The following is a 21824-nucleotide window of genomic DNA, read 5'->3' on the forward strand; positions in this document are numbered from 1 at the left end:
GATGGGAAAGATAAAAATAAAGCAACATGACATTACGGACTGCGGCGCAGCCTGCCTAGTATCCGTCAGCGGCTTCTACAATCTGAAGATGCCCATTGCAAAAATACGCGCATTTGCTAGTACCGATCAGAAAGGAACCAACATACTAGGCATGATTTCGGCTGCGCAGCAACTCGGTTTCAGCGCAAAAGGTGTTAAAGGCACGCTCGACAGCTTGGCAAAAATCCCGCTACCAGCAATTGCCCATATCGTTTTCAAAAACGGTTTACATCACTATGTTGTACTTTATAAGCTCAGCAAACAGTACGTGCAACTCATGGATCCAGCAGATGGAAAAATGCACAAAGTCCCGTTAGAGACTTTTAAGGAACAATGGACCGGCGTACTTATTCTCCTCGCACCAAATGAAAACTTCCGGACAGGGAATGAGCGCATCTCGGTGTTTCGTCGCTTTGCCTTCTTATTGAAGCCACATCGGTCTGTCTTCACGCAAGTACTATTCGGCTCGGTTATCTATACTATTTTGGGCTTATCCACAGCTATTTTTGTGCAAAAGCTGATCGATCAGGTATTGCCCGATGGCAATCAAAATCTGCTGAATTTGTTGGGGCTTATCATGATTGTTATTCTCCTGCTGCAATTTTTCATCAACCATTCAAAAACGATATTCACCTTGCAAAGCGGACAGCAAATTGATGCCCGACTCATCCTGGGTTATTACAAACACTTGCTACAATTACCACAACAGTTTTTTGATAATATGCGTGTAGGGGAAATCATCTCACGTATTAATGATGCCGTCAAAATACGGACCTTTATAAACGATGTGCTCGTCAATATTGCCGTAAATATATTTATTATTATCTTCTCTTTTGGCTTGATGTTCACCTATTATTGGAAACTGGCTATCATCATGGCGCTCGTTATTCCCATTTATAGCCTTATCTATTTCATATCCAATAAATTGAATCAAAAAACACAGCGTACTATGATGGAGCGATCAGCCGATCTAGAGACGCAACTGGTTGAATCTATCAATTCCATTGGAACCATTAAACGGTTCGGATTAGAGCAGTTTGCCAACCTTAAGACGGAGAGTCGTTTCATCCATTTACTGCAAAATGTATATCAATCATCCGTCAATATGCTCTGGATAGGCAATACCAATCAATTTGTATCCAGTTTATTCACTATTATCCTTTTATGGGCCGGCGCAAGTTTTGTCTTAAACGGAGCCCTTACCCCCGGCGAATTACTTTCTTTCTATGCATTGATCGGTTATTTTACCGGACCAGTTAAATCCCTCATTGATATGAATCGCACCATGCAAGACGCTTTGATTGCTGCCGATAGGTTATTCGAAGTCATGGATCTTCATCATGAAGACAACGATCAAAAAGCTTGGTTAAATAAGGAATCGATAGGTGATATTCACTTTAAAGAAGTATCTTTTCGATATGGATCACGCACACAAGTGTTTGAAAAATTAAATCTTCATATTGAAAAGGGTAAAGTCACAGCCATCGTGGGTGAAAGTGGTTCCGGAAAAACCACCCTCCTTTCCCTTCTTCAGCGAATCTATGATATTCAAAGTGGCAGCATTCTTATCGGAGGTCTTGATATTAAATATGTAAAGCTGGAAAGTCTTCGTCAGATCGTATCGGTTGTACCACAGCAGATCGATCTATTTGCAGGTAATCTAATAGACAATATCGCCATTGGCGATTTAACGCCCGATATTAACTACATAATGGAAATATGCTCATCGCTCGGCATGCTTCCCTTTATTGAAAAATTACCGAACGGTTTCAACACCTATATTGGAGAAAACGGAACGGCTTTATCCGGTGGTCAACGACAACGCATCGCTATTGCTCGTGCGCTATATCGACGTCCTGAAATCCTCATCTTAGATGAGGCTACTTCATCACTGGATACAAGTTCTGAAAATCACATTCAAAGAGCACTTCATACCTTTCAATCACTCGGTAAAACAGTCATCGTCATCGCGCATCGATTGAGCACCATTGTAAACGCCCATAAAATTATTTTAATGAAGGAAGGGCAAGTGGTAGAAGAAGGCTCTCATTTTCAGCTCATGAAAAAACAAGCCCACTATTATCAGCTATGGCAACCGCAGCTGCCGCCTACGGAGATGACCGAACAACAAGTGGTAGCTTCGCATTAAACCTTCCATCCACGTGATTTTTGCTGTATATCCCACATGCTTCGATAAATCCCCTGCTTTGCCAATAATGCGCTATGCGTACCCAGCTCCGCCATCTCACCGTCCTTTAAAACCAAGATCTGATCTGCCTGTTGAATGGTTGCCAATTTATGCGCAATCACTACAACCGTTTTCAATTTCACTAATTCCTGAATTACCTGCTGAACATATAGTTCATCTTCCAGATCGGGGCTTGCCGTAGCCTCGTCCAACAGCACAATAGGCGTATCCTTCAATAAAGCACGAGCAATACTTATGCGCTGCTTTTGGCTGTCGGAGAGCTTATTCCCCCCGTTACCAATCAAAGCGTACATTCCCTTTGGCAATTCCCAGGCAAAATCTAACACCTGTGCCTTATCTGCCGCAGCAATAATCTCCTCCTCACTTGCGTCTGGCTTTCCGATCTTGATGTTGTTGTAAATAGTGTCGTCAACTAGATCGACATCCTGAAACACGTTGGTGATCAAGCTATAAAATTTATCCTGTTTAATATGCCGAATATCCACGCCTCCGATCTTAATGCGACCGGTATCTACACCCCGGCAGCACGCGATCAGCGAGGCTATCGTCGCTTTACCCGAACCCGTACCCCCTACCAATGCTAATATGGAATTTTCGGGAATTTCTAAATTCAGCTCCCGGGCCGCTAACTTATCTTGATTGCCAAAATTTACCCGGTCAAAGCTGATAGCGTAATGTTGTGGTAACTTGCCCCTCTCTGCTTCCAGCATCGGCTCCTCTGTTACTGTAATAATTTTTTTTAAATGCTCATCCATATAAACGTAGATATCAACCCTAACTATGTTCAAACGATTGTAGAGGTTGTATGCTCTTTTTTATTTAAAATTCCTCTTTACAGACAATCGTTCCGAACAATTTATACTTTTGTACAAAGCTAGCGCGTTATTAAACGCAAAGAGGTCCGCAAAACGGAGTAAAATGTCTGTCAAAAGGAATATTTGGACAATAAAAGACAACTATGGCCCTAAGACTGTATGATTATGAGCTTGGTGATCTCCTTATCAAAAGGGATTATCCCGGTATACTGTTGTCAAACGAGGGGGATGTATGTGAACAACGGACACGATTAATACACCCCGTTGCCAACGGATATTTTCAGGAAATTTATTTCGATGGCATTCATATCGGCTATGGAAAAGCGTCGTTTACAGAAAAAGTTTTCCTCAGCTTTGAAAGTGACTTCGAAACCGTGGAAATGCATTTTGCATTAAAAGGGAAAAGCGCTGCTTATTCTGACCGTTTTGGTAGGAGTATCGGTTTTGAGTCCAATCAACATAATATCATTTATGCCAATCAGATGAGAGGCGAGATGCGATGGGAAAGCAAAGACATTGAGATCTGCGAAATCAATTTTTCCCCGGCTTTCTTTAGACGATTTCTACCCGAAGACTCCACACTATTTATGCAGTTTCACAGGCAATGGAAAAAGGCGAGGCAGGTATGCTGCAGCCGTATAACAATCGTATCAGCCATCCAATGTATCAGCTCATTCATGAAATCATGCAGTGCAACCGAAAGGGAATATTTAAGAAAATGTTTCTGGAGGCCAAAGTGATTGAGCTGCTATTGTTACAATTTGAACAACTGAGTGATGCCAAACCCTATCATACTTCTTTAAAGAAAAATGATATAGACAAAATCTATGCAGTTAGAGAATACTTGCAAAATAATCTAAATAACCCCTGCTCTCTCATCAACTTGGCACATCATGTAGGTACCAATGAGTTTACGCTCAAAAGGGGATTCAAGGAATTATTCGGCACCACCGTATTCGGTTTCTGGAACGACATTAAAATGGCGCAAGCCAAACAAATGCTCACCGAACAGCAGATGACCGTTGGCGAAGTATCCTTTCAAGTAGGCTATAAGGATCAGCGACATTTTTCAGCTGCTTTTAAAAGGAAATATGGAATATTACCAAGCCAATTAAAAAAATAAGCGACTCGCTAGCGTAACCGGTCAAATTAACATCGCTTCATTTAAACTTTACACCTTTTTAACCTCAGTTTCCTCACGCAACGCTTTAGTGTAAGCAAACAAGCATTCCGTGTAATCTTTTTTGTAAAAGCCTAAATAGTTACTTTCTTTATTACAATAACACTGAATCTATTAATTGCTCATTACTAAAACACATTATATGGAAGCTCTCGCAACGATTACACCCGAATCATTAGCCCTTATCCATTCCAAAATCCTGGACCCTTCCCTTAGCCAAAACAATCTCGGGCCCCGATCGCGGGAGGAGTTATTTCAACTTATTGACGTGCATACACCTTATTACGCGCTTCAAGATGTTCATGTGTTAAAAGACAATATCGTAGCCGCAAAAGTAATTGCCGAATCACCCCTTGGATTTGAGCAATCACCCATTACAATGGCCGAAGCCTGTCGACATCTTGCCATTCTCGGTTCAGTTGCTTGCGCTACCGTCAACCCTAATCAGTCAAAGCACTACTACTTAGCCCATAAAGGAACCTACAAACGAGTTTCAAACGAAAAGTTTGCGATCGGCAAACCCCTCACCATTTTGGCTGAGTGTGTATCATTCGATAAGCGACTTGCTAAGGCCAAAGCTTGTCTCATTGACGCAGAGAACAAGCTGATCTGCGGTATCGATGTCAGCTTTCATGTAATCCCCCAAGCGATGTTCAATAGGCTATTCGCCCATGCTTATCGAGATTATTTACCCGCCTTAACAAGTCCCTATTCGCGTAAAAACACACTATATGATTTAAAATTGTACGATACCGGTGCCACAGCCTCTTTGGGTGAAATAAAAGAACAAGATTGCAGTGGCCATTTCCCCAATCATCCGGCCTTACCGGTAGCAGTGCTTATGGGCGCCCTTCTCGATCTATGTATCGCCTTTGTTCAACATGCAACCGGTAGTATGCAAAATGGACTTATTGCAGACGGATGTACGTTACTAGCTGACAACTTAGCCTTGGCGGGTGATATCGTATCTTTAGAAGTTCGACTGGAGGCCCAAAGCAGCGCCTATTTCAAACTACGAGCGCTTGCAAAAACCGACGCAGGAAAAACGGTAGGCGATATAACGACGATTATCAATACCACTACCGTTTAATTTGAAAGTCAAGTTGGGAACCAAAAACAAATAAGCTATTGGGTAGCTCCACCATTAACCAACAAGTGCTGCCCGTTAACAAATGACGACAAACCGCTGGCAAAAAACTCGGCAATATTCGCTACATCTTCCACCTCGGCCAGTCGTTTCATCGGACAGCTATCGATGAGCGATTTTCGGAGTTCGGGATAACTGCCTTCTTCGGCAAAAATTCCGGAATGATCAACAGCAAAGGGTATGATGGAATTGACCGTTACCCCTCGGTGTCCAATTTCTTTCGATAGCACATCCACCAGATAGCGTGGTGTAATTTTGCTTCCACCATACACCGCCATTCCGGCTACCGGAAAGGCCGTCGTACTTGAGGCGATGTAAATAATACGCCCGTTATCTTCTACCGTTTTGGCGGCTTGTTGCATTGTAAAATAAGCCCCTTTGGTATTGATGGCAAATAGCCTGTCAAACTGCTCTTCCGTGAAAGCTGTAACCGGTGTTTCTACCATTTCGATACCGGCATTGGCCACTACAATATCAATCTTCCCAAACGCGGCCTTTGCCTCCTTGAATAGGCGTTCAATATCCGCTACTTTACTAACATCTGCCCGTATAGCTATTACGTTCGCTCCCATTGCCTTAATGTTCGAAACCACCTCGTCAGCCGAGGATATATCCCTCGAATAATTAATAACGATATTAGCACCCAAAGCGGCATAGCGCTCAGCAATTGCTTTACCAAGGCCTCTTGCAGAACCGGTTATGAGGGCTGTTTTATGATGTAAACTGTTCATTTCTTTTATCTTAATTTTATACCACCTGAAAATTAATTAAGCCATTCCTCCATTGGCGCCGATATTCTGTGCATTGATCCATTTTGCTTCATCACTGGCCAGAAACACCACCACCTCGGCAATATCATCCGTATTTGCAATCCGATTGAAGGGATTTAAAGCGGCTAAACGATCAATCGTTTCCTGCGATTTGCCTTCGAGGAATAAAGCGGTAGCAGTAGGGCCCGGTGAGAGGGAGTTGACGTTAATACCTCTACTGCCTATTTCCCTGGCAAATACACGCGTCAATTGTTCAACGGCAGATTTGGTAGCAACATAAGTACCATAAGTAGGCAACATCAAACGGTTTACACTGGTAGAAAAATTGATAATACTTCCATTATCCGCCAAGCGAGTCGCGGCTTCACGTAACGTATTAAAAACGCCCTTCACATTAATATCGAAGATCCGGTCAAAATCCTCGTCGGTTGTGTCTTTAATAAGTTTGTTGATCATAATACCCGCATTATTGACCAATACGTCAATCCGACCAAAATGAGCAATAGATTGATCGAACAACGACTTTACATCGGCGACTTTACTAACATCAGCCTGTACGGCGATCGCCTCACCTCCTTGTTCTTTTATGAAAGATACAACCGCGTCGGCATCGCTTTTACTGCCGGCATAGTTTACCACAACTTTTGCATGAGCTGCTGCCAATTTTTTGGCCACTTCAGCACCGATACCTTTAGAAGCACCGGTCACTAGGATTACTTTTTCTGCTAGATTATTCATTTGTCTATCTTTTAAATTTTGATAGAACAAAGTTAATATGCGCAATAATCGGTGGCTTTACGTGTATTACAGCAAGTGTTGCAAATTTTAAAGAAGATGCGCCTTCCGATACTGCACCGGCGAGGTACCGGTATGTTTTTTAAAGAAGTTACTGAAATGAGCGGTTTCAGAGAAACCTAACTTATACGTAATCTCTTTAATGGATATGGTAGAACGCTGCAAGAGTGTTTTCGCTTCAACCAAGGTCTTTTCAGCAATCCAGGTTACGATGGGTTTGCCGGTTTTGGATTTTATCACATTGCTTAAATAGTTAGGATGTAAATGTTGCGCGTCGGCGTAGTCCTGTACCTTAAATACGACCTCTACATTGCCGTTATTTAGATCGCGGTAATGTTTTTCCAATAACCTTTTGAAAGAAATAACGATCTGCGAACTCCGGTTACCTTCGTAAATCGGATTATAATCTTGCCAAATATGTTCCTTTATCTTATACAAAAGGATAGCAAGCAAATGCCCGATGATAGGGTATTTCGCCTCAGCCTTACCCAAGTATTCCTGTTGAATTTGCTTATAAATGCCTTCTACCGACTGAAAAAAAGCGTCTGATACCACTTGAGGCTTAACGGTTTCCGTTAATAGAAAGGGGAAGTTATCATAAATTTCTTTACTGATATAGTTTTTAAGAAATGCCTCATCAAAGGTGATTAGACAGATATCCTCAATATGAGTCCAACTAAACGTGCGGTAGTTACTCGGATTGGTAAAATAGACCGAATGCGGCTTTACTTCAAAAGTAAGCTCATCGATCGTATATTTCCCGGAACCTTCTTTTACAAATAAGAAAGAGAAAAAGTTGGGGCGATAGGAGGCTGATTGATAGGGTAGCGTAAAGCCAACATCCTTTAGATTAAAAATGGTAAAGCCTTCTGTAACATCAAGCAAGTCAACCGGCAGATGAAGGTATTGATATAGCTCTAACAGCGATTTAGACTCGAAGTTTTTTCTCATAATGCGATATCGAAGTTAGTCATTTGTCCGTTAAAAGGAGAAATGATTAAACAGCAATATTTAAAACCATTCCTTTTAGCTCCCAAGAAATTCGCTGCATCTAAAACAATTTTTTTGAGATCAAAGCGAGCAGTTGTTCTCTATACCCCGTACTAATCGGTAACTTTGTTTGTCGGATCAAGACTTGATTATCCACAATCTTCTCCAAGTGATCCAAGTTAATAATATAGGAATTATGTATACGTATGAAGTTTGGCGGTAACTGCTCTTCCAGTTGTTTCATGCGCCTATAAATAAGGACGCTTTCGTTGACGCATACGATATTGACGTACTCCTTGTTTGCTTTGCAATAAAGTATATCCCTGGATCTCATTTTCATTATCTGCTTTCCGGATTTTATGAAGATCGTATCATCTGACAACGTGAGCTCCTTAAGTCCGGCCGGGCGCCGGAGAGCGAAATATCCTTCCGTTTTACGAATCGCTTGCATAAATCGCTTAAAAGTTATAGGCTTTAACAGGTAATCAATGGCATTGTATTCATAACCTTCCATGGCGTGTGACGAATAGGCTGTCGTAAAAATAATACACTGGTCTTTCGGCAGCATAGAAGCCAGCTCCAACCCAGATATATTAGGCATATTGATGTCCAAAAAAATTAAGTCGACTTTATTATTTCTGAGAAAAGTCACTACTTCAAAAGCATCGTAGCATTTCTGTCTTAAGTTCAGAAAATCCACTTTCAGGATATAGTCTTCCAATAAACTCACAGCATTGGGTTCGTCGTCCACAATTAAGCAATTGATCATGTGTATAGCGGTATATTTAATGTGGCAAAGTAATAATTATCCTTTTCAACAATATCCAATCGAAATTGGTCTTTGTAAAGCAACTGCAATCGCGAACGAAGATTTTGCAGACCTACCCCCATTGTTTTGTTCACCGATGGCCTAAAGATCCGGTTACGCACGTCTATAGACAAGCTTTCAACCTCTACATTAATATGCAGAAAGAGTTCATTGGTCTTACTACGCTTATCGATACCATGCTTAAATACATTTTCAACGAGTGGAATAATCAGCATTGGAGGTACTTGTATACCATTGACTATCCCTTTTTCCCTGATAGTTGTCTGTAGCGGGTAACGCATACGCATTTTCTCCAGATCAATATAATCATAAATAAAGTTTAGCTCCTCGTTTAGCTGAATAAATTGTTGTTGCCCTGTATCTACAAAGTAACGCATGATATTAGAGAGCTTACTTAATAGTGCTGCTGTTTCCGGCGACTGCTGTTGGGCTACGTAATAAATATTATTCAACGTATTAAATAGAAAATGAGGTTGCACTTGCGCTTTAAGCAGCTTTAACTCCATTTCAGCTGAGTGCTGTTTTAATCGTTCCTGCTCACGATGCAAAACAAAATAGTCCAATGCCACCCGAAGTATGCAGCTTATTATATAAACCAATATAGAAGGGATTAATAAAGCGACGAAAACTTCCATGCCCGTGCTTGTGTCTTGCTCTTGTGGATAAAACCTAGCATAAAAATAAGACCTGAACGCAACACGGGCCCAACAAACAGTCAAAAGCAGTAGTAAAACCGATGTAAGATAAAGCAGCTTATGATTACGCTTATAGAAACGTGGAATGAGGTAGTATACATTTACATTGACGATAATGAAATAAGAAAATACATTCATAAAGCCAAAAACGAGAGACCTTATCGGTTCGGCATACATGAAATAGGAAAAACTTGTAATAGCGGTTATAAAAAGCCAAATCACTAGCTGTAGTTGATTAACAGGCACGTCTTTGCTAAACACCTTTGTCATGGCCCCAAAAGTATCAAGTTGATGCCTGATTTCCAATCATTTTCAATGCTTACTGCAGTTTATTCAATAGATGAAGCATTGAAAAATAACGGTAAACGGTAGCAAAAAAAGTCCGGTCTTGTTGATTTTCTTCTGTCGGTTGTCAAAAAACACCAAATTTTGTCATGAGGTTGAGCAGCTTAAACCCACGCTCTAACACAAAACTTCGATCACATGACAAACCAAAACCGACTCCGCGTAGGTAAGAAATTAACAAGCAACTATGAAAATCGCTCGTAAACTTGCATTAGGTTTCATATTCATCTACGCCATCGTACTGTACAACTGTTCTTCTGAAAGTACGAATGCGAAAATGCAACATAATCAGCGAGGTCTTCAGGTAATTGCAGACAATAAGTCCCCAAAAGCAGAGGCTGATCGATTAATGATCATGGCAGATAACCCCTTGCGTATGTGGGGCAGCTCACAAATAGGAAAGTGATTGGTGAATGGAACTCGCGCTCAAAAGAGAAGCCCATTGCCAAAACTATTCTTCCCTAAACCAAGCCTTAACAAGATTCTGATGTTCATGCCAATCATACCGGCAATCACCAACATCGATAAGGAAAGCAAAATGGTTATCGTTTTTTGAAGGGATAATTAAGCAGCTTATACTTAACAATTTCCTCCGGTGAACCACAGCATTCGGGAAATACCGACATATCTACGGGAAATACAGGTATCACTCAGGGCTTTGCTCCAATCTACCTTTGTTTTGTTAACATTAAAGACATTGATTATGGAACACAAAAAATTAGTATGGTTATCACTAGTAGCTTTGCCGATCCTGTTTGCGGCTTGCGACAAAGATGACGACAAGGGGTCACAAATGGGAGTACCCTCTACCATCACGGTAGAAAACGTATTAGATTCTCGCCCCTTGGTTGAATCTGGAACATTTCAAAATGAAGGTTCTGCGCCGGTGATTATGCCTGGAGAATCCCTATCCTTCCAATTCTCAGCAGCAAAAGGGCAAGCGCTCACCTTTGCCACCATGTACGGCTGGTCCAATGATTTATTCTTTGCACCCGAAAATCCGGGCATTACCCTTTACAAAGAAGACGGCACCCCGATTGAAGGCGATGTATCTGACCAGATCAAGCTATGGGATAACGGTACTCGTATCAATCAGGTACCCGGTGCTTCCGTAAGTCATCCCGGTACCGCAGAAACAGCTACTCAAAATATCACCGAAGTTGCGGGCACCGATGCACAGGGTAACACTTATGCTGCCGCCTCGGCTCTGATGAATGTCAGTCTGCATTATGAAGGTAATTCAACCTTTACGCTCACCATCAACAATACCTCCGGAAACACCAACAACCCAACCCCCTTCAGTCCAGGTGTATGGGCAATTTCCTACATTGCCGGAGGCGATCTTTTAAGTCCGACACCCTTGTATGAATCCGGTAAACCAAGCGCGAATGGTTTAACAAACATTGCAGAGATGGGCGACAACAGCGTGCTCGGCGAATATATCCAAAGTCAAACCGGCATTTTCACCCCCTTATCGCCAATATTGGTCGTCGTATACAAGGATATAGACAATCCCATTTACAAAGTCGGCGAAAACGATCGCGGACAAGGTTTAAAAGAGCTTGCCCAACAAGGAGATGCCAGCATATTGGCCGATCATCTCAAAACAGTTGAGGGTGTAAAAGCCGTTTACGTTTTACCGGCTGCCAATTCAACGGTGTTGTTACCAAAAGTAGGAGAACAGGCAGGAAGCAGTGTCTCGCAACAATTGAGTATCGCCGAAGGAGATCGGCTGGCAATTGCCACGATGTATGGACTATCGAACGATTGGTTCTTCGCCAGTAAAGATAATGGTGTAGATGCTACTCAAAAAGGAGATATCTCTACCACAATAGGCTTATTCGATAACGGGACGGCCGTCAATCAATTCCCCGGAGCCGGTATCACCCAGTTCAATTTGGCAGGTACCCCGCTGGAAGAAAGCGAGCCTATTCAAGAAGTGCCCAATCCCAATGCATTTACCACATTACCCGCAATCAATCATATTATCAAAGTAACGCTCCAATAAATCAATGCTTAGTGCGATGGGTGAGCTTGTAGCAATGCATCTCGCCCATCATTAAAAATAATAAAAATGAAAAATGCATTCCATGTTTTAACAAAAGAAGAAGTCTCCGAAAGAAATAAAAAGCTCTTCGAGAAGATGGAAAAATCCTTCGGTAAAATCCCCAATCTCTACAATGTAATGGCTTATTCTGAACATGCATTAGAAGCTTATCTCACCTTGGAAGATAGTTCCACCTCTCTTAGCCCTCGAGAAGTAGAGGCTGTCAATCTGGTAGTAAGTCAGGTGAATAATTGCATTTACTGCCTCAGCGCCCACACCCTCATTGCACGGTCAACAGGCATTGGAGAAAATGCGGCCCTGGCCATTAGGGGTGGAACTATTCCTTCCGATCCGAAATTAGATGCCCTGGTAAAGCTCGCCAAAGAGATCACTGAAAAAAAGGGGCAGATTGACCGTAAGCTGTTGACCGCCTTTTTTGAAGCAGGTTATACCAAAGAAAACCTCGTTGATTTAATCATGTTAATTGGTGATAGAACAATCAGCAATTTACTACATGCCGTAACCGAGGTGCCTGTCGACTTTCCCTTGGCCAAAGAACTCGTATAAATAAAGTAGAACGCTATTTAACTTACAAATGAAAAAGAAGAATACAACAGGAAAGTCTTTCCGTTTGATCTATAAAGTGACTCTTTTGTCGATGATGAGTGCAATCATAGCAACGCATACCTTCGGTCAAAATTCGATGCAGGGCGATGAGAAAATGATGAAAAAGGAGGGGACGGATTTGATGTATAAGGCTCCTGAGTCACCCGAAGATATCAGTCCGTTACTGACAGGCGAAACAATCCCGATGATCACACTGAAAGATGTTTCCGGTAAAGACTTCGAACTCCATCAGGCGGTAGCGACTAAACCCACCATACTTGTTTTCTATCGAGGTGGCTGGTGCCCGTACTGCAGCAAACAACTCGCCGCGTTGCAAGAATTAATGCCTGAGTTGGAAAAAATGGGTTATCAGTTAATTGCAATTAGCACGGACAGCCCGGAAGGATTACAGGCCTCTGCAACAGAAAAGCTTCTGGGTTATACCCTACTTTCCGATGCCGATTTAAATGCATCCAAGCAATTCGGATTAGCTTTTAAGGCTCCGAAAGCGTATTGGGAAATGTTGCCCAAAACCACCGGTGGTATGGATCAAGAGCTCCTATTACCCGTACCTTCCGTCTTTATCCTCGATAAAAGTGGCAAAATACACTATGAGTACATTAATCCCGATTTCAAGCAAAGGCTCAGTACAGAACTATTAAAAGCTGTAACACAAACCCTCTATAAAGAACTATAACATGAAGAACATAAAAATCTGTTTAAGCAGTATCCTGATCATCCCTTTTTGCTCGCTATTGCCAGCCAAGCTCGATGCTCAAATGAAAGAAAAAGCGATGACAACGGAAAGCGAAATCCGGTTTACAGGAGGTAAATGGAAAGATGTAATGGCAAGAGCCAAAAAGAGTGGTCAATATATCTTCGTTGACGCTTATACCTCATGGTGCGCACCTTGTAAACTGTTGAAATCAAAAACCTTCAAAGAGGCCCATGCGGCAAGTTATTACAATACCAATTACATTAACTACCGTATTGACATGGAAAAAGGAGAAGGACCGAAATTAGCCGAAAAGTGGCAGGTAAGTGCCTATCCTACCTTGCTCTTCTTCAGCCCCGAAGGTAAGTTGCTTATGCGGCAAGTGGGCTTTGTTACCGGTGATAAACTCGTTGACTTCGGAAAACAAGCAAAAACAAAAAGCTAGGAAAGAAATTTTGGCATGATAATCCATAGATTTGATAAAAATTGAGCGGTAGACAATGATCAGTGAATACATCGAAAACAGAACATTGGGTCGGTTTGTCATGCATAGCAACAACCGACTGCTCGCAGGGAAGGGCATACGGGAAGGGAACCCCGTCCCTATCAATACATTCGTTTATAATCGCGGAGAATCCCAGCGCGTGATCATCGATGAAATTGAATACATTATGCCCCAAACCTGTATCCTACCCTTGGTAGCCAATCAACACTTTCGGTTTGAACATCCGGAAAATCTAGTTGCTTGGCAATTCAATCGCGAGTTTTATTGCATCGTAGATCATGACGCAGAAGTAGGTTGCGTCGGCTTTCTCTTCTACGGCATTCAGCATCCCATGTTTATTCGATTGGAACCGGAAGAGGTAAGCGAAATGGAGCATCTAGCGGATGTCTTTTCCCGTGAATTAAAGGTCCGGGATAATTTTCAGGGCGAAATGCTACGGACGCTGCTCAAACGCGTCATCATTAAGGTGACCCGTATTGCCAAGCAACAGCATGAAAGCTATCAGCTGAATCCGGACGAAAAGATGGATATCGTGCGGAAATTTTCCCTTCTCTTGGAAGCGAATTTCAAAACCGAACACGAGGTAAAGTTTTATGCTGCCCTGCTGAATAAATCACCCAAAACCCTAAGCAATGTATTTGCCTTGTTAAAACAGTCGGCCCCCTCAGTTCTTATACGTAACAGAATCATCCTGGAAGCCAAACGCTACCTCCATTATACCGATCGATCGGCCAAAGAAATTGCCTATGAGCTCGGTTTCGAAAGCCCCGCCCATTTTAGCAAATATTTCAAACAACATACCGGGCATAATATTTCCGAATTCAGAACAACCGAAGAGCGTGATTAAAAGAGCCAAGCTATGATAACTATTGAGATGCCCCTCATACAGGCGATCAGTGAGGAAAATAGAAATTATATTCGATATTTTGATGAAAAACTCGGGCACGTGCCAAACCTCTATCTATCCATGATGCATTCGAATCATGCCTTTCGAAACTTCTATCGCTTTCATGGTCGGAAAACCAGTCTTTCTTTAAAAGAACGTGAAGCCATTAGCCTCGTCATGGCCCAGCTGAACAATTCGCTTTATTGCCTCAGCGCCCATACCATGATTGCCAAACTGAATGGATTTAGTGAGGAGGAAATTATGCAATTACGTGACGGAAAAGCAAATTTCGACACCAAACTTGCTACGCTCGCCCGTTTGGTAAAAAGTATGGCAGTACGCAAAGGTAAAAATATCACCAATGAACTAAATGCCTTCTTCGATGCGGGCTATACGAAAGAGCATCTATTAGATGTCCTAGAAACCATAGGAGAAAGTTATATGAGCAACTTCATGGCAAAAACGATGCAAGTGCCGCTTGATTTTCCAGAGGCACCTGTACTTAAAAAAAATGACGAAGATGAAAATGACGATATTGCATGAATTCTCTCTGCCTTGATTTCGAACCGGACCAGCCTTAAACGAAATCGGCCCAAGCCGCATCCTCTTCATAATCAATCACCGGTACGGCATCATTATTAGCGGTCAGTTGTCCGATCAACATATTCAAATCCATCCCCATATGCTTTTGCGTAATATCAACCAATTCACGGTTAAATCCGGCATCCTGCAACACCACCACCATCTGGAAACAGATTACCCGCGCAATGATCCGGCCAAGCGTTACCAAATCTCGCTTTTTAGGTTGCTCGGGAAAGCTAAAATCTAAACATCCGGCAAAATAAGGGGCAGCCTGTGCCGTCAGTTCATAGCCCTTCAAATAGCGTAGCAGATTCGACTCTTTATTTTTCCGCATCAGTTTGGCAACCGATTCAGCCACTTGTGTATAGAGCATTTCATTCGAACCTTCAAAAATCTGGAAAGGTCGGCTATCCACTACTGCTCTACCCGCTATATGATCCAAGCGGTAACCATTGGCCCCGGCCAGTTGCAGTGCTATCTGTGCCGACTCCTGCATTAAGTCGGTCACCAATGCCTTCACACTGTTCGCATCCACGCCGTTGCCCGAAACATCCTGTTCAATCGAGCTAACTTTAGAACTGTATGAGCACATGGCCGAACAGATCGTGTAGGCGGCCTGAATACGCGATAGCTGAAATTGCACCGCATCCAATTCGTACAAACGCTGGCCTGCAACTACCCTCGTTTTGCAGTGCAGCAACGATTCATCCAGCAATCGTTTAATAAAGCCCATACCCATGCCCGGAAACTGCAATCGACTGCGATGCAAGGTATCCAGCATCAACTTAAGCCCTGTACTTTCCGGAAGCAGACGCTGCGTAGCCGGCACTTCCACATCAATAAGGTTCAAGCCATAAGGAATAGCATATAGGCCTAAGCTGTTATAACGCTCTTTCACGTCGATCTGCTGTTCAGCAAGCGCATTATCGGTGAAGAAAAAGTCGATATCCCGAACCAACTCGCCCTGTTCATTTTTTTTCCGTGCCGCTACCAACCAAAAGTCAGCTGCGCCCGTTAAACCCTGCCAATGTTTTTCGCCCTTAATTCGATAACCGTTTGCTTCTTCCTGATAAAAAGTTTGCATATTAAGTGCATCACTACCATAATCCGGTTCCGTAATCATCAAACCTCCCATCGCCTTGTTTTCCAAAAATCGCCTAAAAACCCGTTCCTGTGCAGCCACATGGCCATATTTTGCAAAAGGCTCCAAAAACAGGGCAATATTAATCCCAAAAATAAGCGAGAGCGATAAGGACTCATAAGACGCTGCAGACAATACGCTCAAACACTCCTTCACCTTCATGCCACGGCCACCATAGTTTTCGGGAATAGCCACGGCAAGCGGTTGCATATCCATAATTTCACTTAAAAAACCAGGTGGCAGTCCCCTTTTCAAACTGAGGGCATTATAGTCATGTTCAGTGTTAAACAAGCTGGCTAAACGCTTCCTGAACGAATTTATAAAGATGTTAAAATTTTGCACTTCACGGGTAATCTCTGCGGTATTGATCATAGGTATATGTTTTATTACAATGAACTCACACAAAGCTACCGATCAGAAACCCAAAAGCCTGTTTGATTCTGTGCAAGGATTAGGACAAATCGTGCATATTATTTTTTTATGGACTGGCGGTATTCGCTAGGTGACATACCTACCAATTTTTTGAACACCCGCGAGAAGTAAGACGGATCCTGAAAATCCAGTTCATAACAGATATCCGACACGCTTTTGCTCGATTCCAATAACAAAAGCTGTGCGTGCATTACCAACACTTCCAGAATAAGCTGTTTCGATGACTTATTGTACACCATGGAGACACATCGATTTAAATAGTTGGCCGATATAGCAAGCTTGTCGGTATAAAAACCAATCTGTTTCTGTTTCCGGCAATGCTTATGCACCAGTTGCTTAAACAGCGTAGCAATCTCTTGGATTCGGCTGAGGCTATGGTTTGATGCAGAAAGTTTAATAGTTTTCAGCAACAGGGATTTCAACAAGCTTTCGGCCAGCTCTTTATAAGGTTCACGCGTATGTAGCTCTTCGTAAAGCAGTTGGAAAAGTTGGTGGAGCCTCGTACTTTCCTCATCCGTTAAATTCACAAGCGGTGAAATGGTAAAGATGTTCAGAATCTCCTGTTCCCGAAAGATGGAGGTCATCGCACTATCGTTTATCAAGACACAATGGCCCTTTGCCGATGGATCGACTGATTTGATGGCGGCGATGTTGCCATAAGTACTGATAAGGATCGCCGGTGCTTTCACTGTATATACCTTAGATCCAACCTGATGTGCAAAAGAACCCGCGGTGATATGCACCAGCAGATTATAACCAAAAAGGATGGGTGGTACCGGGATCTTGATATACGGCGCAATTTCGCTGAGGCGGAACACCTTTACCGGCGAATGCTGGTAACGCAGGTGGTCCATGTTACCCACCATAAATCGTTCTACAAACTCATCTGCATTTACCGGCTTCTCCATAGCTGATACAAACTTATATAAAGCAGGCCTTTTGTGCAATCCCCTAATCATTCAAATTAGACAAACGGTTGCGTTCCCAAAATAGTTGTTTACATTAAATACTTTTTTTAGCATTGTAAGTATTAATACCAAAAGCCAATTACAAACGCTACTGTAACAAGGTAGTATATCAGGTACTCGCAATCTTCATGTTTTGCAGAAAAGAAGCCAAAATCAGATGGAAGAAAAAAAAGTTCAAACACGGATTCTATCGCTCGATGTCATGCGCGGGCTCATTATGATCTTATTGGCCGCGGAAAGTTGCGAGCTCTATACGGCCTTATCCTCAACCTATTCAAGCGGATGGCCACAGGGTATCATACATCATTTTTTTCATCACGAGTGGCATGGGCTCTATTTTTGGGATCTGGTGCAGCCCGCCTTTATGTTCATTGCCGGTACCTCACTGTATCTGTCCTTTCAACGTAAACAAGCCGCTGGTGTCAGCTGGTCAGCGCACTTTAAAAGCGTTGCTTGGCGTTCGGCAAAGCTTTTCCTTTGTGGCGTTGCCTTGCATTGCGTGTACAGTGGCAAACTCGTTTGGGAACTCTGGAACGTACTAACCCAATTGGCTTTTACAACGATCATCGCTTATCTGATCATCCGTTGGTCTTTTCTTCAGCAACTGCTATTCAGTCTTTTTTTGCTGCTGCTTACCGATATCCTTTATCGTTTTACCACCATACCGGGATATGATCAGCCTTTCGTATTGGGGAAAAACTTCGGCACTTACATCGATATGCTCGTAATGGGCAAAGATAACGATGGTGGTTGGGTAACCATCAACTTCATCCCAACCGCCGCCCATACCATTTGGGGTGTCCTTGCAGGAAAAGTCCTATCAAGCGTCTCCAACGATGTGGCAAAAAGCAAGCAATTAATCCTTGCTTCCCTAAGCTGTCTGCTCATAGGTTATATGCTAGATTGGACGTTGCTCAGCCCTATCATCAAACGCATCAGCACGCCCGGTTTTGTATTCGTTTCCGGTGGTTATATATTGGCCATACTTGCCTTCTTCCGGTGGTTGATTGATGTTAAAGGATACCAATCAGGTGCCTGGATTTTCGTGGTGGTTGGTATGAACCCCATTTTCATCTATCTATTTTTTGAAACCGTCGGCAAGCAATGGTTCAATGGCATCGTGCATCTATTTGTCGGCGGGGGGCTTCACCTCCTCGGTTTATCGGCTGATCCAACGGCTATCCTTGTTGCTATTGCTACCCTGTTTTGCGAATGGTATCTATGCTATTGGCTTTATCAGAAACGTATCTTTTTTAAATTATAGTTTTCTTTTATCAACCTGCGATGTGTTACCTCTTGCTGCTTTACAAAAACACGTACGACTTTTTGTTGTACAGCACATTTTTATGTAGGAGTTTAACCTTCATGACGCACAGAAGCTGTTTTTATGATCAACGCAAGTTGTAACAATAACGAACACTTTCCTGTTCGCTATCGTTACAATTACCGCATCTCAAAATCGCTATAATACACTAATAATAAGCAATATAACTGTTTGGAACAAAGATTGAAGTGTGGAAATCACTTGTTTAAATTGTATTAATATGTTTAAGAATTATTTTAAGATAGCCGGTCGCAACCTCCTTCGCAATAAGGGCTACGCAGCCATCAATATTATTGGCTTGGCTGTGGGTATTGCCGTTTGCATGCTGATTTTTATCATTATACAATTTCAGACGAGCTTCGATAATTTTCATACCAAAAAAGATCGTATCTATCGTGTATTAACTGAATATCCCCAAACAGATGCAGCCAGTGTATCGTATGGAAAAGGCGTTCCCTTTCCGCTGCCCAAAGGATTACGGACAACCTTCCCTAAATTAAAACAGGTGGCACCGATCTATGCAAGCCATAATGATCAGTTACAGGTATTGGACGTAAACGGAAATCCGGTGAAGAGTTTTAAAGAGCAGAGTGGTGTGTTTTATACAACCCCCTCGTTCTTCAACATCTTTGATTTTCCGCTACTTGCCGGTTCGTATGCGTCCCTGAAAGATCCGAACCATGTATTACTTACCAAAGAGATTGCAGAAAAATACTTCGGCGATTGGAAGACAGCCATCGGCAAAAGCCTCAAAATAATCGTATCGTATCGCGTCGGCGCAGGCTTGTTTCAATCCCCACCGGTCGCACTGAAAGTTTCCGGCATCCTCGCCAATATACCCGCTAATACAGATTTCCAGCTAAAGCTCGTCATTGCCTTCGGAACGGATTTTACCGGCGATGAACAATATGGATTGCAGATTCCTGATTGGAAGGCCACAGCACCTGAATTTGGTTGCTACGTTCTATTGCCTCCTCATATAGCCGCCGACAATTTTAATCGGCAATTAAGTGATTACGCACAAAAGGTGCAAGCGCCCGATCATAAGGACAGCTACCTTATACAACCGTTGGATGCCGTGCATTATGATACACAAACAGGCAATTATAGCAACAAAACCATCAGTCGCGAACTGATCAATGTATTGTGGTTAATCGCTGCATTTATTCTGTTAATTGCCTGCGTCAATTTTATCAATCTTTCTACTGCCCAAGCGGTAAACCGTGCCAAAGAAGTCGGCGTAAGAAAGGTTTTAGGTAGCAATAAATCGCAGTTGCAAATCCAATTCATCGTTGAAACCTTTTTGATCGTTAGCTTCGCTGTCGTACTTGCAAGCCTTATCAGCGTACTGGCCCTGTCATCTATCAACCAATTGCTTGAACTTTCCCTGCCATTTAATATACTCGGCAGCCCTTCTGTTATCTTATTTCTCCTAACGGTAACCCTAGTGGTAACTGCGCTGGCAGGATTTTATCCTTCGCTGGTATTGTCCCGCTTTAATCCGGTTAATGCCTTAAAGAGCAAACTTACGGCAAGTACCACAAAGGGCATTTCACTGAGACGAGCGCTCGTTGTGTTTCAATTTATCATTGCACAGGCACTGATCATCGGCACATTGGTCATTGTGAAGCAGATGAATTTTTTCATGAATCAGCCTTTGGGTTTCGATAAAGAAGCTATTGTAAACATTCCGTTCCGCCCCGATAGCACCGGCACCAAATTAACGGATTATTTAAGGCAGCAATTATTGTCTGTAAATGGTGTGCAGGCGGTAAGTTTCAGCTCCCATACACCGGCTGAAAATGATAATGATTTATGGACCGAACTAAAATTTGACCATGCAATCAAAGAGGCAGGCTTCCAGGCCATAACCAAGTTCGTCGATAATGAATATGTGCCCGCTTATCAATTACAGCTGATAGCGGGAAGAAACTTGCAAGCCTCCGGCATGACAAGGGAATTCCTGGTGAACGAAGCGCTGGTAAAAAGTTTGGGCTTAAAAAGTCCCGAAGAAATATTGGGTAAAGAAATAAGCATGTTTGGCGACGTCATAAAATGCCCTGTTGTTGGTGTAGTGAAAGATTTTAACGATCGGTCTTTTCACCACCATCTTGCGCCTTTACTTATGGCAACAAACAGCACCATGTACCGTCAGGCAGGAATAAAGCTAACAACTTCCAATATTTCATCCACCATGCAAGCGATCAAAAAAATATGGGAGCAGGCATTTCCGGATTACGTTTATGAATATAAGTTTCTCGACGAAAAAATTGGAGGCTTTTACAAACAGGAAAATCAATTAGCTGTCCTATATAAAATTTTTGCCGCTATTGCCATCTTCCTGAGCTGTTTAGGCCTATATGGTTTAGCCTCCTTTATGGCCGTGCAGCGAATCAAGGAAGTAGGTATCCGTAAAGTACTGGGAGCCAGTACAGGTAACATTGTTTATTTGTTTTCAAAGGAATTTATCGTACTGATTGCTATCGCCTTTGCTATAGCTACTCCCATCGCCTGGTACTATATGCACCAATGGCTGCAGGATTATGCCTATCGAATCCATGTTAGTTGGTGGCTGTTTGCCATTGGCGGATTGACGGCCGTAGTTATAGCCCTTGTAACCATCAGCTTTCAGGCAATCAAAGCGGCCGTTGCCAATCCGGTAAAAAGCTTGAGGAGTGAATAGTATCTGAGATAGGTTATAAGTTATAAGCTTTAAGTTGTACGCTTTTACTTTGTTTATCGAGGCAAGTTATCGTATCTTGCAGGTATAAACCCGATGTATCAACGGACGCAAAAAACTACCA

Annotated in this window: 21 protein-coding genes; 13 read left to right on the top strand and 8 right to left on the bottom strand. The window is 42.5% G+C overall.

The genetic code is table 11. From position 1 onward, the window contains the following. Position 1 precedes the first annotated feature (1 nt). Complete coding sequence (locus tag FKG96_RS00855) at positions 2–2188, top strand: peptidase domain-containing ABC transporter (RefSeq protein ID WP_130855076.1); 2187 nt, start codon at positions 2–4, stop codon at positions 2186–2188. Here FKG96_RS00855 and FKG96_RS00860 read toward each other — a convergent pair. Then, positions 2185–3003 carry an ABC transporter ATP-binding protein gene (locus FKG96_RS00860; protein ID WP_130855075.1) on the bottom strand — a complete coding sequence of 273 codons (819 nt, stop codon included), beginning with the start codon at positions 3001–3003 and terminating at the stop codon, positions 2185–2187. The two genes, FKG96_RS00855 and FKG96_RS00860, sit on opposite strands and share 4 nt — an antisense overlap. A 203-nt stretch (positions 3004–3206) precedes the next feature. On the opposite strand from FKG96_RS00860, the gene FKG96_RS26955 reads away from it, so the two are divergent. From FKG96_RS26955 to FKG96_RS00870, 3 genes are all read left to right on the top strand, one after another. Continuing rightward, positions 3207–3803 carry a hypothetical protein gene (locus tag FKG96_RS26955; protein WP_246860233.1) on the top strand — a complete coding sequence of 199 codons (597 nt, stop codon included), beginning with the start codon at positions 3207–3209 and terminating at the stop codon, positions 3801–3803. Then, a complete protein-coding gene (locus tag FKG96_RS26960) occupies positions 3782–4186 on the top strand; it encodes an AraC family transcriptional regulator (RefSeq protein ID WP_246860234.1) in 405 nt (134 codons plus the stop codon). Before FKG96_RS26955 ends, FKG96_RS26960 begins: the two co-directional genes overlap by 22 nt. A 199-nt stretch (positions 4187–4385) precedes the next feature. Continuing rightward, the gene (locus tag FKG96_RS00870; RefSeq protein ID WP_130855073.1) at positions 4386–5333 is read left to right on the top strand and encodes a hypothetical protein; all 948 of its coding nucleotides are present in this window, start codon (positions 4386–4388) and stop codon (positions 5331–5333) included. Positions 5334–5368: 35 nt separating this feature from the next. Here FKG96_RS00870 and FKG96_RS00875 read toward each other — a convergent pair whose 3' ends face one another. From FKG96_RS00875 to FKG96_RS00895, 5 genes are all read right to left on the bottom strand, one after another. Continuing rightward, positions 5369–6121 (bottom strand): SDR family oxidoreductase, encoded by a 753-nt coding sequence (locus FKG96_RS00875; RefSeq protein WP_130855072.1) that lies wholly within the window; start codon positions 6119–6121, stop codon positions 5369–5371. Between the two features lie 36 nt (positions 6122–6157). Continuing rightward, positions 6158–6898, bottom strand: a complete 741-nt coding sequence (locus FKG96_RS00880; protein ID WP_130855071.1) for an SDR family oxidoreductase — start codon at positions 6896–6898, stop codon at positions 6158–6160. Between the two features lie 87 nt (positions 6899–6985). Next, on the bottom strand, positions 6986–7906 hold the full coding sequence (locus FKG96_RS00885; protein ID WP_242627131.1) for an AraC family transcriptional regulator: 921 nt from the start codon (positions 7904–7906) through the stop codon (positions 6986–6988). 100 nt (positions 7907–8006) lie between these two features. Next, positions 8007–8714, bottom strand: coding sequence for a LytTR family DNA-binding domain-containing protein (locus FKG96_RS00890; protein WP_149104987.1), 708 nt, complete (start codon positions 8712–8714; stop codon positions 8007–8009). Further along, positions 8711–9739: a sensor histidine kinase gene (locus FKG96_RS00895; protein WP_149104988.1), complete on the bottom strand. Its 1029-nt coding sequence runs from the start codon at positions 9737–9739 to the stop codon at positions 8711–8713. The genes FKG96_RS00890 and FKG96_RS00895 overlap by 4 nt, the downstream gene beginning before the upstream one ends. A 262-nt stretch (positions 9740–10001) precedes the next feature. Here FKG96_RS00895 and FKG96_RS00900 point away from each other — a divergent pair, with 262 nt between their 5' ends. The 7 genes from FKG96_RS00900 to FKG96_RS00930 all read left to right on the top strand — a co-directional run bounded on the left by FKG96_RS00900 (position 10002) and on the right by FKG96_RS00930 (position 15116). Then, positions 10002–10220 carry a hypothetical protein gene (locus FKG96_RS00900; RefSeq protein WP_149104989.1) on the top strand — a complete coding sequence of 73 codons (219 nt, stop codon included), beginning with the start codon at positions 10002–10004 and terminating at the stop codon, positions 10218–10220. Positions 10221–10517: 297 nt separating this feature from the next. Continuing rightward, positions 10518–11822, top strand: a complete 1305-nt coding sequence (locus FKG96_RS00905) for a spondin domain-containing protein (protein WP_149104990.1) — start codon at positions 10518–10520, stop codon at positions 11820–11822. Positions 11823–11888: 66 nt separating this feature from the next. Beyond that, entirely contained in the window at positions 11889–12428 is a 540-nt protein-coding gene (locus FKG96_RS00910) for a carboxymuconolactone decarboxylase family protein (RefSeq protein ID WP_130855065.1), read from the top strand. A gap of 28 nt (positions 12429–12456) precedes the next feature. Continuing rightward, positions 12457–13164 carry a peroxiredoxin-like family protein gene (locus tag FKG96_RS00915; RefSeq protein ID WP_130855064.1) on the top strand — a complete coding sequence of 236 codons (708 nt, stop codon included), beginning with the start codon at positions 12457–12459 and terminating at the stop codon, positions 13162–13164. Between the two features lies 1 nt (position 13165). Continuing rightward, positions 13166–13627 carry a thioredoxin family protein gene (locus FKG96_RS00920; RefSeq protein WP_130855063.1) on the top strand — a complete coding sequence of 154 codons (462 nt, stop codon included), beginning with the start codon at positions 13166–13168 and terminating at the stop codon, positions 13625–13627. Positions 13628–13682: 55 nt separating this feature from the next. Then, complete coding sequence (locus FKG96_RS00925; protein WP_130855062.1) at positions 13683–14534, top strand: AraC family transcriptional regulator; 852 nt, start codon at positions 13683–13685, stop codon at positions 14532–14534. A 12-nt stretch (positions 14535–14546) separates the two neighbouring features. Continuing rightward, positions 14547–15116 (top strand): carboxymuconolactone decarboxylase family protein, encoded by a 570-nt coding sequence (locus FKG96_RS00930; protein WP_130855061.1) that lies wholly within the window; start codon positions 14547–14549, stop codon positions 15114–15116. Between the two features lie 34 nt (positions 15117–15150). On the opposite strand, the gene FKG96_RS00935 is transcribed toward FKG96_RS00930, so the two are convergent. Continuing rightward, the gene (locus tag FKG96_RS00935; protein ID WP_149104991.1) at positions 15151–16668 is read right to left on the bottom strand and encodes an acyl-CoA dehydrogenase family protein; all 1518 of its coding nucleotides are present in this window, start codon (positions 16666–16668) and stop codon (positions 15151–15153) included. Positions 16669–16766: 98 nt separating this feature from the next. After that, entirely contained in the window at positions 16767–17636 is an 870-nt protein-coding gene (locus FKG96_RS00940) for an AraC family transcriptional regulator (protein ID WP_041387937.1), read from the bottom strand. Positions 17637–17853: 217 nt separating this feature from the next. On the opposite strand from FKG96_RS00940, the gene FKG96_RS00945 reads away from it, so the two are divergent. Both FKG96_RS00945 and FKG96_RS00950 read left to right on the top strand, forming a co-directional pair. After that, positions 17854–18960, top strand: a complete 1107-nt coding sequence (locus FKG96_RS00945) for an acyltransferase family protein (protein WP_149104992.1) — start codon at positions 17854–17856, stop codon at positions 18958–18960. Between the two features lie 280 nt (positions 18961–19240). Continuing rightward, complete coding sequence (locus FKG96_RS00950; protein ID WP_149104993.1) at positions 19241–21703, top strand: ABC transporter permease; 2463 nt, start codon at positions 19241–19243, stop codon at positions 21701–21703. Positions 21704–21824 lie beyond the last annotated feature (121 nt).

The sequence above is a fragment of the Olivibacter sp. LS-1 genome (assembly GCF_008245145.1).
Lineage (GTDB): Bacteria > Bacteroidota > Bacteroidia > Sphingobacteriales > Sphingobacteriaceae > Olivibacter > Olivibacter oleidegradans.